The sequence below is a fragment of the Actinoplanes italicus genome (genome assembly GCF_003001815.1).
In the GTDB taxonomy this organism is placed as follows: domain Bacteria; phylum Actinomycetota; class Actinomycetes; order Mycobacteriales; family Micromonosporaceae; genus Actinoplanes; species Actinoplanes italicus.
In genome coordinates this window covers 94087-107170 of record NZ_PVMZ01000015.1, presented here as the reverse complement: position 1 = coordinate 107170, position 13084 = coordinate 94087, and the positions used below count along the sequence as shown (strand labels likewise).

General features: G+C 70.2%; 12 protein-coding genes and 11 tRNA genes. 18 read left to right on the top strand and 5 right to left on the bottom strand.

Annotated elements, in window-relative coordinates; all coding sequences use genetic code 11:
* Positions 1–177: 177 nt before the first annotated feature.
* Positions 178–1533 carry a cation:dicarboxylate symporter family transporter gene (locus CLV67_RS31630; RefSeq protein ID WP_106324942.1) on the bottom strand — a complete coding sequence of 452 codons (1356 nt, stop codon included), beginning with the start codon at positions 1531–1533 and terminating at the stop codon, positions 178–180.
* An 83-nt stretch (positions 1534–1616) separates the two neighbouring features.
* On the opposite strand from CLV67_RS31630, the gene CLV67_RS31625 reads away from it, so the two are divergent.
* Genes CLV67_RS31625 through CLV67_RS31615 form a run of 3 tightly spaced genes read left to right on the top strand, consistent with a single transcriptional unit; the run spans position 1617 to position 5283 of the window.
* Entirely contained in the window at positions 1617–3170 is a 1554-nt protein-coding gene (locus tag CLV67_RS31625) for a sensor histidine kinase (RefSeq protein ID WP_106324940.1), read from the top strand.
* Positions 3167–3868 carry a response regulator gene (locus tag CLV67_RS31620; RefSeq protein WP_106324938.1) on the top strand — a complete coding sequence of 234 codons (702 nt, stop codon included), beginning with the start codon at positions 3167–3169 and terminating at the stop codon, positions 3866–3868. Before CLV67_RS31625 ends, CLV67_RS31620 begins: the two co-directional genes overlap by 4 nt.
* Positions 3865–5283 (top strand): glucose-6-phosphate dehydrogenase, encoded by a 1419-nt coding sequence (locus CLV67_RS31615; protein ID WP_106324936.1) that lies wholly within the window; start codon positions 3865–3867, stop codon positions 5281–5283. Before CLV67_RS31620 ends, CLV67_RS31615 begins: the two co-directional genes overlap by 4 nt.
* On the opposite strand, the gene CLV67_RS31610 is transcribed toward CLV67_RS31615, so the two are convergent.
* Entirely contained in the window at positions 5255–6016 is a 762-nt protein-coding gene (locus tag CLV67_RS31610; RefSeq protein ID WP_106324934.1) for a class I SAM-dependent methyltransferase, read from the bottom strand. The genes CLV67_RS31615 and CLV67_RS31610 overlap by 29 nt on opposite strands.
* 46 nt (positions 6017–6062) lie before the next feature.
* On the opposite strand from CLV67_RS31610, the gene CLV67_RS31605 reads away from it, so the two are divergent.
* Positions 6063–6650, top strand: coding sequence for a TetR/AcrR family transcriptional regulator (locus tag CLV67_RS31605; protein WP_106324932.1), 588 nt, complete (start codon positions 6063–6065; stop codon positions 6648–6650).
* On the opposite strand, the gene CLV67_RS31600 is transcribed toward CLV67_RS31605, so the two are convergent.
* Positions 6628–6984 (bottom strand): DUF2784 domain-containing protein, encoded by a 357-nt coding sequence (locus CLV67_RS31600; RefSeq protein WP_106324930.1) that lies wholly within the window; start codon positions 6982–6984, stop codon positions 6628–6630. The two genes, CLV67_RS31605 and CLV67_RS31600, sit on opposite strands and share 23 nt — an antisense overlap.
* A gap of 354 nt (positions 6985–7338) precedes the next feature.
* Here CLV67_RS31600 and CLV67_RS31595 point away from each other — a divergent pair.
* From CLV67_RS31595 to CLV67_RS31540, 12 genes are all read left to right on the top strand, one after another.
* A tRNA-Arg gene (locus tag CLV67_RS31595) sits at positions 7339–7411 on the top strand.
* A gap of 10 nt (positions 7412–7421) precedes the next feature.
* Positions 7422–7495 (top strand) — tRNA-Gly (locus CLV67_RS31590).
* Positions 7496–7499: 4 nt separating this feature from the next.
* A tRNA-Gln gene (locus CLV67_RS31585) sits at positions 7500–7572 on the top strand.
* 7 nt (positions 7573–7579) lie between these two features.
* A tRNA-Leu gene (locus tag CLV67_RS31580) sits at positions 7580–7652 on the top strand.
* Between the two features lie 16 nt (positions 7653–7668).
* Positions 7669–7742 (top strand) — tRNA-Leu (locus CLV67_RS31575).
* 25 nt (positions 7743–7767) lie between these two features.
* Positions 7768–7858 (top strand) — tRNA-Ser (locus tag CLV67_RS31570).
* Positions 7859–7861: 3 nt separating this feature from the next.
* A tRNA-Met gene (locus CLV67_RS31565) sits at positions 7862–7935 on the top strand.
* An 11-nt stretch (positions 7936–7946) separates the two neighbouring features.
* Positions 7947–8021, top strand: a tRNA-Pro gene (locus tag CLV67_RS31560).
* 17 nt (positions 8022–8038) lie between these two features.
* A tRNA-Lys gene (locus CLV67_RS31555) sits at positions 8039–8111 on the top strand.
* 2 nt (positions 8112–8113) lie between these two features.
* Positions 8114–8192 (top strand) — tRNA-Met (locus CLV67_RS31550).
* A 1-nt stretch (position 8193) separates the two neighbouring features.
* A tRNA-Val gene (locus CLV67_RS31545) sits at positions 8194–8268 on the top strand.
* Between the two features lie 168 nt (positions 8269–8436).
* Positions 8437–9024 carry a dihydrofolate reductase family protein gene (locus tag CLV67_RS31540; protein WP_106324928.1) on the top strand — a complete coding sequence of 196 codons (588 nt, stop codon included), beginning with the start codon at positions 8437–8439 and terminating at the stop codon, positions 9022–9024.
* Between the two features lie 9 nt (positions 9025–9033).
* Here the strand turns inward: CLV67_RS31540 and CLV67_RS31535 are convergent, their stop codons facing one another.
* On the bottom strand, positions 9034–9585 hold the full coding sequence (locus tag CLV67_RS31535; RefSeq protein ID WP_106324926.1) for an NUDIX hydrolase: 552 nt from the start codon (positions 9583–9585) through the stop codon (positions 9034–9036).
* 68 nt (positions 9586–9653) lie between these two features.
* Positions 9654–11234: an MFS transporter gene (locus CLV67_RS31530; RefSeq protein ID WP_106324924.1), complete on the bottom strand. Its 1581-nt coding sequence runs from the start codon at positions 11232–11234 to the stop codon at positions 9654–9656.
* Positions 11235–11305: 71 nt separating this feature from the next.
* Here CLV67_RS31530 and CLV67_RS31525 point away from each other — a divergent pair, with 71 nt between their 5' ends.
* Both CLV67_RS31525 and CLV67_RS31520 read left to right on the top strand, forming a co-directional pair.
* The gene (locus CLV67_RS31525) at positions 11306–12157 is read left to right on the top strand and encodes a GNAT family N-acetyltransferase (protein ID WP_106324922.1); all 852 of its coding nucleotides are present in this window, start codon (positions 11306–11308) and stop codon (positions 12155–12157) included.
* Between the two features lie 2 nt (positions 12158–12159).
* Positions 12160–13065 carry a nucleotidyl transferase AbiEii/AbiGii toxin family protein gene (locus CLV67_RS31520; protein ID WP_106324920.1) on the top strand — a complete coding sequence of 302 codons (906 nt, stop codon included), beginning with the start codon at positions 12160–12162 and terminating at the stop codon, positions 13063–13065.
* The last annotated feature ends 19 nt before the right edge of the window (positions 13066–13084 follow it).

Below are 13084 nucleotides of genomic sequence, written 5' to 3'. Positions count from 1 at the left end.
ATCGGCGCCGACCGATTCTCCACGCAGGTGCCGTCCGGGGGAAATCGGCGTCCGCAAATGAGCGGCTGTGCAGCACCGCTGTCTCAGAACGCTCGAGACAGCGGTGCTGCACAGCCGAATCTTCGTGGCCGGGTCCTACCGCTGTCTCAGGACGCTCGAGGCAGCGATATGGCCCCGCTAGGCCTTCGCGGGTTCCGGCTCGGGCGCGCTCGGCTCCGGGGTGCCGTGGTCGTCGTCGACCATGGTCTCCTCGTCGAACGGGTCGTCGCCGCCGAGCACCAGCTGGGCCCGGTCGCGGTCGAACTCCTTCGTCCAGGTGCCGATCAGCACCGTCGCGACGGCGTTGCCGGCGAAGTTGGTCAGCGCGCGGGCCTCGGACATGAACCGGTCGATCCCGACGATCAGGCCCACGCCGTCGACCAGGTCGGGACGGTGGCTCTGCAGTCCGCCGGCCAGCGTGGCCAGCCCGGCGCCGGTGACCCCGGCCGCGCCCTTCGAGGCGATCATCATGAACAGGAGCAGCGAGACCTGCTCGCTGACCGACAGCGGGTCACCCATCGCCTGGGCCACGAACAGCGACGCCATGGTCAGGTAGATGGCCGTGCCGTCCAGGTTGAACGAGTACCCGGTAGGCACCGTGATGCCGACGACCGGGCGGCTCACGCCGACGTGCTCCATCTTGGCGATCAGGCGGGGCAGCGCCGACTCCGACGACGAGGTCGACAGGATCAGCAGGAACTCGCGGCCGAGGTACTTGAACAGGCTGAAGATGTTGATCCGGGCGACCAGCCAGAGCAGCGCCCCGAGCACCACGAGGACGAAGAGCGCGCAGGTGGCGTAGAAGCCGAGCATGATCTGGGCCAGGCTGATCAGCGCGTCGGTGCCGGTGGCGCCGACCACCGCGGCGATCGCGCCGAACGCCCCGATCGGGGCCAGCCACATCAGCATCGCCAGGATCCGGAAGACCAGCCGCTGGAACAGGCCGATCGCCCGGAGCACCGCCGCCGAGCGCTCGCCCATGGCCTGCAGTGCGAACCCGGTCAGCAGCGCCACCAGCAGGGTCTGCAGCACGTTGCCGGTGGCCAGCGGGGCGAGCAGGCTGTCCGGGATGATGCCGAGCAGGAATTCGGAGGTGCTCTTGGCGGTGTCCGCGGCGACCTGCTTCTGCCCGGCCGCGGCCGTCGAGGCGTCCAGGTTCATCCCCGATCCGGGGTGGATCAGGTTGCCGACGACCAGGCCGATGGCCAGCGCCACGGTGGACATCGTGAGGAAGTAGCCGAGGGCCAGACCGCCGACCTTGCCGACCTGGGCCGCCTGCCGGATCGAGCCGACGCCGAGGACGATGGTGCAGAAGATGACCGGGGCGATCATCATCTTGATCAGGTCGACGAAGCCGGTACCGATCGGTTTGAGCTCGATCGCGAACTCCGGCCAGAGCAGGCCGACGGCGATGCCGAGCAGGACGGCCGCGATGACCGCCAGGTACAGGTAGTGGGTGCGGTCGCGCTTGACCGGCGGGGCAGCGGTTGTCATGGGAGGAATGTGGCCTGGGTCTCAGCCGTAATCACGGTTACGGTCATTTTGTTCACCCGTACGAAATGAATCGAGGCCGGGGTTTGGCACGACGGTGGAGCATCGCGCGGCAGCTGTTCGCCCTGCAGGTGCTGGTGGTGACGCTGCTCGTGGCGACCGGGACGACCGGCGCCGTGCTGCTCGCCGGCAACGACGCGCGCAACGCCGCGATCTCCGAGGTCATCGCCGTGGCCGAGACGATCGCGCACACGCCCGCGGTCGCCGCGGCACTGGACGACACCGATCCGTCGGCGACCCTGCAGCCGTACGCCGAGGCGATCCGGGACGCCACCGAAACCGACTTCGTCGTGGTGATGGCGCCCGACCGGACCCGCTACAGCCACCCCACCGAAGATCTGATCGGACAACCCTTCGCCGGTACGGTCGACGCGGCGCTGTCCGGCGGCACGGTCGTGGAGGAGTACCGCGGCAGCCTCGGCGACTCGGTGCGTACCGTCGTGCCCGTGCGCGACCCCGGCAGCGGCGAGATCATCGGCCTGGTGTCGGTCGGCATCAGGACCGAGGCGATCAACCGGGCCCTGCTCGCCCAGCTGCCGGTCGTCGGACTGGCCACCGGAACCGCCCTGCTCCTGGCCGCCTTCGGATCGTGGCTGCTCAGCCGCCGCCTGCGCCGCCAGACCCACGGCCTCGGCCCGGCCGAGATGACGCGGATGTACGAGTACCACGACGCCGTCCTGCACGCCGTGCGCGAGGGCCTCGTGGTCGTCGGCCGCGACGGCCGGGTCACGCTGATCAACGACGAGGGCCGCCGCCTGCTCGGTATCACCGACGACGAGCCGGACGCACTGCCGCCCGAGGTCGCGGGACTGGTCGGCGAGCGACGGCCCACCGTGGACGAACCGGTGCTGGTCGGCGACCGGGTGCTGGTCGCCAGCCGCCGCGAGACCCGCTTCGACGGCCGGCTGCTCGGCACCGTCCTCACCCTCCGCGACCACACCGAGCTGCGGGCACTGACCGGCGAGCTCGACTCGGTCCGCGGCCTCACTGAGGCTCTGCGCGCGCAGGCGCACGAGGCCGCCAACCGCCTGCACACCGTTCTCACCATGGTCGAACTCGGCCGCACCGACGAGGCGATCGAACTGGCCACCGCCGAGCTGGCCCTCGCCCAGCAGCTCACTGACCAGGTCGTCGGCGCGGTCGACGAACCGGCCCTGGCCGCCCTGCTGCTCGGCAAGTCCGCCCAGGCCGGCGAACGCGGTGTCGAGCTCACCATCGACAGCGAGTCGCGGCTCACCGGCTCCCTGCTGCGCGGCCGTGACCTGATCACCGTGGTCGGCAACCTGATCGACAACGCCCTGGAAGCGGTCGCCGACACGCCGCTGCCGCGCCGGGTGGGTGTGCTCGTGCGCGAGGAAGGCGGTGAGGTGCTGGTCCGGGTCCGCGACAACGGGCCGGGCCTGCGCCCGGAACAGGCCGCCGAGGTCTTCCGGCACGGCTGGTCGACCAAGGGCGACGGGCACGGCATCGGGCTGTCCCTGGTCCGCCAGGTCGCGGACCGGTACGGCGGCGGCTACGACATCCGCACCGCGCCCGGCGGGGGAGCCGAGATCAGCGTCCGGCTGCCGGTGCCCGCATGAACGCCATCCGGGTCCTGGTGGTCGACGATGAGCCGCTGATCGCGGAGGCGCACCGTGCGTACACCCAGAAGGTCGCAGGTTTTGAGGTCGCCGGGGTGGCGCTGACCGCGAGAGACGCGATGAGCCTGCTCCGTGCCGAGGCCATCGACCTCGTCCTGCTCGACCTGAACCTGCCGGACAAGCACGGCCTGGAGATCGCGCGAGCATTGCGCGCCGCCGGCAGCGGCACCGACGTGCTGGCGGTGACCTCGAACCGGGACATCGCCATGATCCGTCAGGCGGTAGCCCTGGGTGTGACGCACTACCTGCTGAAACCGTTCACGTTCGCGGCGTTCCGCGACAAGCTCGACCGCTACGCCCAGTACCGCCGCCAGCTCGCCGGATCGGTGGAGGTGGCCGCCCAGCACGAGGTCGACCGGGTGTTCGCCACCCTGCGCGGCGCCCCCGCCGACACCCTTCCCAAGGGACTCGACCCCACGACGTTCGACCTGATCCTCACGGCGCTGCGCGGCGCCGAACCCGCCGGCCTGTCGGCGGCCGAGGTCGGCGTCCGCACCGGTACCTCCCGGGTCACCGCACGCCGCTACCTGGAACATCTCGCCGATTCGGGCCGGGTGATCCGCAGCCCGCGGTACGGCGGACCCGGACGCCCCGAGGTCGAGTACCGCCCGGCCTCCGGGGGTACCCACCGTCCATGACGGACCAGACCCTGATCATCCTGGGCGCGACGGGCGATCTCACCGCCCGGCTCCTGCTGCCCGGGCTCGGCGCGCTGCTCACCGCCGGTCACGTCCCCGGCCTCACCCTGATCGGCGCCGCCACCGACGACTGGGACGACGCACGCTGGCGGCAGCGCGTCCACGACTCGTTCGGCGCGCACGGCGCCCGCGCCGCCTCGCAGTCGGCCGGCGAGCAGACGCCCGAGAGCGACACCAGCCCGGCCGCGTCGGACGTCGCCGACCGGGCCCGCTACCTGCGCACCGACGTCACCAGCGCCGACGACCTGCGAGGACTGCTCGGCTCGGTGGAGGGCTCCGTGGCGATCTTCTTCGCGCTGCCGCCGGCCGTCACCGCCCGCGCCTGCGAGGCGCTGCTCGACGTGGATCTGCCGCCCGGAACCCGGCTGGTGCTGGAGAAGCCGTTCGGCACCGGCAGCGAGCAGGCCGCCGAACTCAACGGGCTGCTCGCCCGCCTCGTCCCGGAGGAGCAGGTGCACCGGGTCGACCACTTCCTCGGCAAGTCGACGGTGCTCAACATCCTCGGGCTGCGGTTCGCGAACCGGATCTTCGAGCCGCTGCTGGACAACACCCACGTCGAAGCGGTCGACATCGTCTTCGACGAGAACCTGGCGCTCGAGGGGCGGGCCGGCTACTACGACAAGGCCGGCGCGCTCGCCGACATGATCCAGAGTCACCTGCTGCAGATCCTCGCGCTGCTCACCATGGAGGCGCCGTTCACGCTGGCCGCGGCCGAGTTCCGCGACCGTAAGGCGGACGTGCTGCGGGCCACCCGCCCGTGGAGCGACGATCCGGCCGAGTGCAGCCTCCGGGCCCGCTACACGGCCGGTGACCTGGACGGGCGCAGCCTGCCGTCGTACGCCGACGAGCCCGGCGTCGACGCCTTCCGCGGCACCGAGACCCTCGCCGAGCTCGTCCTGGCCGTCGACACCTGGCGCTGGGCGGGTGTGCCCTTCCGGCTGCGCTCCGGCAAGGCCGTCGGCGACAGCCGCAAGGAGGCGGTGATCACCTTCAAGAAGCCGCCGCGCGTCCCGGACGGGCTGACCGGCTGCGACCAGCCGGATCGGCTGCGGATCGGCTTCGGACCCGACCACCTGGCCCTCGACTTCAACATCAACGGCCCGGGCGATCCCTTCGAGCTCGATGCGGTCACCATCGGCGCCGATTTCGGTGCGGGAGATCTTCCACCGTACGGGGAAGTGCTGCGCGGTGTGTTCGCCGACGACCCGACCCTCTCCGTACGGGCGGACACCGCCGAACAGTGCTGGCGGATCGTCGAGCCGGTCACCTCGGCCTGGCGAGCCGGGAAGGTGCCGCTGCTCGAGTACCCCGCCGGAAGCGCCGGCCCTAGCCTCTTCCTGCCCTCGTCGCGGTGACCGTCACCGTGGCGTAGGGCATCGTGAACCGCTCGCCGATCACCTCGCCCAGTCCTTCGACCAGCGCCTTGAGCTCGTCCGGCGGGAGCAGGCCGTGACCGCCGGCGGTCGGCACCTGATCGAGCCAGTCCTCGCGGGTGTACTCGTGCTCCCACGAGTACCGCCACACCTCCGGCGTCCCGAACGCCGTGTCCAGGCCGGTCGTGGCCTTCTCCGCGACACTCGCGTACGGGTCGGCGACCGCGAACGGGTTGAACGGCAGGCTCGGCGCCGCCCGCCGGTAGACCTCGCCGAACGCCGCGGCCAGCTCGGCCGGCGGCTCGACGGTGTTCCAGAACAGGGCCAGCCGCCCGCCCGGCCGCAGCACCTCGGCGGCCCGGGCGGCGCTGGCGACCGGATCCACCCAGTGCCACGTCTGCCCGGCCACCACCGCGTCGAACGTCCGCCCGCGCGGCTCCCAGTCCTCGAACCGGGACTCCTCCACGGCGAATCCGTACCGGCGCGCCACCTCGGCCATCCGCGGATCGGGCTCGACACCGAGCACCTGACAGCCGGCGTCGCGGAACTGCCGGGCCGCGATGCCGGTGCCGATGCCGACGTCGAGAAGGTCGTGCGCGTCTACGGCGATCCGCTCGATCATGGCCGCCGGATAGCGCGGCCGGGTGCGGTCGTAACGCTCGGCATCGAGGCCGAACGACTGGGCGATCTGCTGCCTGTCGGGTGTAGTGGGCATGCGCCCACTCTAGTGGGCGCTTGCCCACTCGGCTAGATTCGCACCCGTGCCGACCGGTGTGGCCCTGCGAGACGTGCGCGAACAGCTCTTCGACGCCGCCGACCGCATCCTGCTCAGATCCGGTCCCGAGGCACTCACCAGCCGAGCCGTGACCGACAGCGCCGGCTGCGCCAAGGGTGTCCTGCACCGGCACTTCACCGACTTCGACACGTTCCTGGCCGAGTACGTCCTCGACCGCTCCACCCGGATGGACGCCCAGGTGCTGTTCCTCCGTGAGGGTGCCGGCACCGCGACCGTCACCGGCAACGTCACCGCCGCCCTGACCGGCCTCTTCGACTCCGTCGCCGTCGCCATCGTCGCGCTCGTCACCTTCCGCGACGGCCTGCGCGCCCGGCTGCGCGACACCTGGCCCGCCGGAGTCCCCGTCCTCACCCGGGCAGCCGAGATCATCGCCGACTACCTCGAGGACGAACGCGCCCGCGGCCGGATCCCCGCCACCGCCGACACCGCCGTCCTCGGCGCGATCCTGATCGGCACGACGCACCTGATGTTCGCCGACCGCACCGGGACCCGCCCGGCAGCCGACGACGTGCGCCGCACCGTCGAGGCGATCATCCCCGCCGCCGCCACCTGACGAGCACCCCCGCGTACGACGCCGCCACGACCACCGCGATCAACAGCCGCACCTCGTCGAGGAACCGCTCGGGATAGATCACCCCGGTCAGGTACGTGTCGATGAAGCCCCGGCTCAGGCCCGACTGCCCGGCCCGCTCCCGCGCCCGGTCCTCGACATAGGTCAGCGGGCAGTTCAGGTCGAACAGCACGATGCACAGACCCCACGCCGCCGCGGCCAGATGCAGCCAGATCACTCTCGGCCAGCGCCATGCCAGAAACCCGCCGAGCACCACGAACACGATGAACAGGAAGTGCACCGCCATCGCGGTCTCGGCCAGGATCCGGTAACCCATACCGGCCAGTCTCCAACCCGTCGAAGAAACTGTCGATTAATTCGTTGGACGGGCGCTCGGCGGTTGCCTATCTTTGTTCTCACGCCCACCGAGACGCACTCGGGAGCGGGAGAACCGAGAGGGGGAGACGATGTCCGGCAAGCAGATGCTGCAGCTCATGCCCCTTCTTCCGAGTCTCCCCGTCGTTCTTCCGAGTCTTCCCGTCCAGAGTGGTCCGGGCCGTCTGGGCCGACGCCCGGGCCGGTGGCGCAGCTAGCAGCAGACTAGCGATCAGCGCGCCGCCCTCCGGATCCCGGACAGGGCGGCTTTTTCGTACGCACATTCTTTGAAAATTCCACAGCGAACGACTTTGATGTCTCCGTAGCTCAGCGGATAGAGCACCGGATTACGGATCCGGGTGTCGGGAGTTCGAATCTCTCCGGGGACGCGGAAACATTGTGGCTGTAGCTCAGTTGGTCAGAGCGCCGTCTTGCCATGGCGGAGGTCCCGGGTTCGAAGCCCGGTAGCCACTCTTGTGCGGGCTGGTGCAACCGGCAGCACGCCGAGCTCTGGACTCGGAGGTTGGAGGTTCGAATCCTCCGCCCGCAGCTTCACCGCCCTCGTGGCCCAACGGCAGAGGCACCAGACCGAGGATCTGGACGGTGCGCGTTCGAATCGCGCCGAGGGCACGCACGTTTTGATCATGCCCGGGTAGCCCAACTGGCAGAGGCGCCGCATTCAGGGTGCGGAGGATGGGGGTTCGAATCCCTCTCCGGGTACGCAACACGGGGTAGGTAACACAGTGGAGAGCTGGCCGAGTGGCCTAAGGCGGCGGATTGCTAATCCGTAGCAGGGGTAATAACCCTTGCCGGGAGTTCGAATCTCCCGCTCTCCGCACGTCGCCGTAGCTCAGCGGGCCAGAGCGCCGCCCTCATAAGGCGGAGGCCGGTGGTTCGAGACCACCCGGCGACACGGGGAACACACGGGTCGTGGCGCAGCTTGGTCAGCGCGCTCGCTTTGGGAGCGAGATGTCGCGGGTTCGAATCCCGCCGACCCGACGCAGTACGTGCAGTGCGCGCCGCTAGCTCAATTGGCAGAGCAGCTGGCTCTTAACCAGCGGGTTCGGGGTTCGAGTCCCTGGCGGCGCACTTGCAGGGTGGAGGAGTTCGGTCGTCCTCGCCGGTCTCATAAGCCGGAAATCGCGGGTTCGAATCCCGCCCCTGCCTCCACGTTCCGGTAGCTCAGCAGGAGAGCGCCGCCCCGACAAGGCGGAGGTCGCTGGTGCGATTCCAGCTCGGAGCACCATCGTCCGTCGGGTGACGGGCCTCTGTCGTTCGCGTGGGATATCGGAGTCCATGGCTTCGAGGCCTGCACACCAAGGCCTCAGCAGGGCGAATGCGCACGTGAAGGGCTTGCGTGAACCACCCGTGATGGGAAAACCTGCGAGAAGGGATGCGCGTGAGGAGGCCTGCCATGGGCAAGGTCGTCGCTGCTCTGTCCATGTCGCTGGACGGGTTCGTCGCGGATGAGAACGACGGTGTGGCCGAGCTTTTCGGCTGGTATCAGAACGGTGAGGTCGAGGTGCCGAGCGCCGACCCACGCTGGGTGTTCCACGTGACCGAGGCGAGCGCCAGGTTCCTGAAACACTCGCTCGCCGGGGCGGGGGCGCTGATCTGCGGGCGGCGGCTGTTCGACCGTACCGACGGGTGGGGTGGGCGGCATCCGGCCGGGTGTCCGGTCTTCGTGGTGAGCCATTCGGTGCCGGGTGGCTGGCCGCGTGACGACTCGGAGACCTCGTTCCATCCGGACGCCATCGGGGCGCTGGAGGCGGCGCAGAAGGTGGCGGGGGACCGGACCGTGTCGGTGTCAACGCCGACGCTGACGCATCAGTACCTGGACGCCGGCCTGCTCGACGAGCTTGTCGTGTCACTGGTGCCCGTGCTGCTCGGCACGGGCATCAGTTTCTTCGGAGCGCAGGAGGTGACGCCGATCCGGCTGGACGATCCCGAGGTGATCGAGGGCCGGGGCGTCACCCATCTCACCTTCCGTGTCCTGCGTTAGCCCTGTTCTTCAGCCGGGCAGTTTGCGCAGGAAGCGGTGCAGGTGCGGGTCGAACAGCGCCGGGTCGGACTTGAGAAACTCGTCGCGGCTCCACCAGCGGACGCTGTGGAACTCGCCCGCGTCGGGACTCACCTCCTGGTCGCGGGGAATCTCGACGATGTACCAGAGGCTCACGTCGGTGTGCCCGGCGTCCATGCCGACGGTCTCGGTGACGGTCAGGAAGAGCGGTTCGGGGGAGACCTTCGCGATGATGCCGAGCTCCTCCTCGATCTCGCGGACCGCGGTGTCGTACGGGTCCTCGTCGACCTCGACATGTCCGCCCGGCGGTAGCCACAGACCGGCGTTGACGTGTTCGACCAGGAGCAGGCCGCCGTCGGCCGGATCCACCGGGACGACGTACGAGACCAGGTGCTGGACAGGTTCGGCCGGCTTGACCCGCCGGAAGATGTCGTCGGTACGCCGGAGCCAGCCGAGAGTGTGTCCCCGGTGCTCGCCTTCGAGATTGTCGGCCGGTTCCAGCCTGGTCACCACGTCGTGCACTGCCGCCACCGTTGAACGCATCCCGGCATGATGGCATCCGAATGTACCGAGCAGGTGACAATGGGTTGCTGATCAGCCCGGGAAAGAGGTCAGCCGAGCAGGTTCGTGTCGTCGCCGGCCGGGCGCGGGTCCGGCAGCCGCGCCATCCGGAACGAGTTGAGCAGGCCGAGCAGTCCGGCGAGCAGCGGCAGGAGCAGTGCGAGCTGCAGCGCGATCGGCCGTGCCTCCGTGTTGATCCGGAGCATCTCCTCGCGTACCTCGGGTGACTGGTCCTGAAGAAGGGCTTCGAGGTGCTCGTTCGTCATCACCTCGGCGTCGCTCTGCATGGCGGTGGCGACCTGTTGCTGTTGAGCCGGGGTGAGGACGGTGCTCTGCTCGGCCCGGTCGGTGAACGAGAACGCCAGCGTCGCCAGCATGATCGCGCCGGCGGTGGCCAGGCCGAACGACAGACCGAAGGAGCCGCTCGCCGAGTTGACGGCGGCGGCCTCACTGACGTGCTCCTCCTCGACCGGCGACAGCGTGAAGTTGTTGAGCTGGGAGACCAGCAGCCCCAGCCCGGAACCGGCGATCGCCAGCGGGATCAGCAGCTGCCAGCCGAAACCGGCGCGCGGCACGAGCGGGATGAGGACCGCGGTGCCGATGCTGAGCAGCGCGAAGCCGGTACGGATGATGACCGCGGGCCGCCGTCGTCCGGCTCGTCTCCCGGCCAGCAGGGCCACCGCGAACATGCTCAGCGAGAGCGGCGCGAGTGACAGCCCGGCTTCGAGGGCGTTGTAGGCGAGCACCATCTGCAGGTAGATCGGCAGGGCGATCATGAGACCGCCGAGCGCGATCTGCTGCAGCATCTGACCGGTGATGCCGGCCCGGAAGAGCGCCGACCGGAACAGGTCCGGGTCGAGCAGGGCGGGACGGTTCGCGCGCTTACGGCGGACCAGCCAGTACGCGAGACCGGCCAGCCCGAGGACGCCGAGCACGACCAGCGCCACGACGGCGTCGCCGCCCTCCTCCCACACCAGGATGCCGAGGACGATGCCGCCCATGCCGATGACCGACAGCACCGAGCCGACGGCGTCGATGTGGCGCGGGCCGGTGTACTCGACGTTGCGGATCAGGCCGATGCCGGAGAGCACCGCCGCGATGATGACGACCTCCAGCGCGAAGCCGACCCGCCAGGACAGGAACGTGGTGATGAAGCCGCCGAGCAGCGGTCCGACCGCGGCGGCGATCGCGGCCGCGGCGCCGACCATGGCGTACACCCGGCGTTGTTCCGCTCCTTCGAAGTTGCCGTGGATCAGCGACTGCATCGCCGGCAGCAGCAGGGACGCACCGATGCCGCCGATCAGCGCCCAGCAGATGACGATCGGCAGCAGGGTGTCGGCGATGGTCATGGCGATCGCGCCGACCGCGTATCCGAGCAGGCCCAGCACGTAGGCCTTCTTGCGCCCGATCAGGTCGCCGATCTTGCCACCGATCAGGATGAAGGCGGCCGAGACCAGGGCCTCGAGAGCGATCGCGGACTGTACGCCACTCGCCGTGGTGTTCAGGTCCCGCACCACCGCCGAGATCGACACGTTCATCAGTGACGTGTCGACGACCAGCACGAACATGGCCATCGACAGCAGGATGCCCAGCTTCGCCGGTCGGCCGGTCGTCTTCGCGTCCCCTGTCATGGGTGCAGCGTGCTGACGATCCACGCCGGTGGCATCCCCCGGCGCGGATGAGGTGGGCGAGAATACCCCTCATGACCTCACGAATCGTCTCTCTTGTGGAGCCCGGCTCAGACTTCCCGGCATGGATCGCCGAGGGCGGTGACGGGCGGCCGCTCGGTACCGCCTTCCTGCGGGCGCCGGCCTCCGCGAAGACCGGGGAGTTGCGGATCAACGTGCATCCGGCCGAGCGAAGATCCGGGGTCGGCACCCGGCTGCTGAACGAGGCGATCGCGGCCGGGACCGCGCGGGGGCTGACGGCGCTGCTCGGTGACGTGGTCACGGAAGGGTCCGAGGGGGACGCGTTCTGTGTCGCGGCCGGGCTCCGGCGGGTGCTGGCTCTCACGTACACCCGCCTGGATCTCGCCTCCTGGACCGGCGTCTCCGAACCCGAGAGGGGTGGTTACCGGCTGATCCACTGGGAGGGCACGGTTCCGGACGAGCTGGCCGAGACGGCCGCGCGGTCCCGCAAGGCGATGGACGACATGCCGATGGACGACGCGGCGTGGGAGCCGGACGAGTGGGACGTGCCGCGGCTGCACATGATCGCCGAGGCGGTGGCCAAGCGCGGCGAGATCCTGCTGACCACGGCCGCGATCGGCGCGGACGGCGAGATCGCCGGCTTCACCGAGGTGGTCGTCGCCGGGGACGGCGGTGGGGACGGGCAGCACTACGGGACCGGGGTGCTGCCCGAGCATCGCGGGCGAGGGCTGGCCCGGTGGATGAAGACCGAGCAGATCACGCACGTGCGCGGCCGGTTCCCGGACCTGGCCGGGCTGCTCGCCGACACCGCCGACAGCAACACGGCGATGCGGCGGGTCAACGACTCGCTCGGCTACGTGCCGACCCACCGGAGCCTGCTCTATCAGGCCGACCTGGCGGGGTGAGCATGCCGAATCGCGGGCCCCGGCGGCCGATCAGCGCCCGGCTCCAGTACCTGCCGGAGATGTACCGGCCGGTCGCCGGGCGCGGCGTCGATCAGCGGCGCGCGTTCGACCCGGCGCTCAAGCAGCTCTTCGACGCGTACCGGCCGGGGGAACCCGTCTTCGACGACGCGGAGCTCGGCAAACGCTGGCGCGCGGCCCGGGAGACGGTGATGAACGAGCTGCTCACGGTGCTCGGCGGCAGCCGATGGGCGGAGCATCTGGTGCTGCGGGGCAGCGCGCTCATGCGGGCCTGGACCGGCGACGACGCCCGGCGGCCCGGCGACCTCGACTTCGTCGTCACGCCCAGGAACGTCACCAGTGACAGCGGGCGGGCGCGCGAGCTGCTCGACGGGATCCTGGCGGCCGCGGGCGAGGCGGGTCTGCGGCCCGGGGACGCGGGGGAGTCGGAGATCTGGACGTACGAGCGTGCCGACGGCCGCCGCCTCGTCGTCCCGTTCTCGGCGTCCGGCGTGCCGGACGGCAGCGTCCAGATCGACGTGGTGTTCGGCGAGCGGCTGCCGATCGAGCCCGAGCCGGTCGCGCTACCAGGTGTGAATACGCTGGTCCTGGGAGCGACGGCCGAGTTGTCGCTGGCGTGGAAGCTGCTCTGGCTGGCCACCGATCGATACCCGCAGGGCAAGGATCTGTACGACGCCACGCTGCTCGCCGAACACACGACCGTCGACGTCGAGCTGGTCCGGGAGTTGCTGCTGCCCGAGCTCGGCGACGAGGCCCTGGAGTTCACCGCGGCGACGCCGCTGAGCTGGACCGGCGTGGACTGGGACAACTTCGCCGACGAGTACCCGGGCGTGCCGGGCGACGCCGCGCACTGGCAGCGGCGGCTGGCGCTGGCCCTCGAACGGCAGTGAGACGGGCCCGGGGAGAACC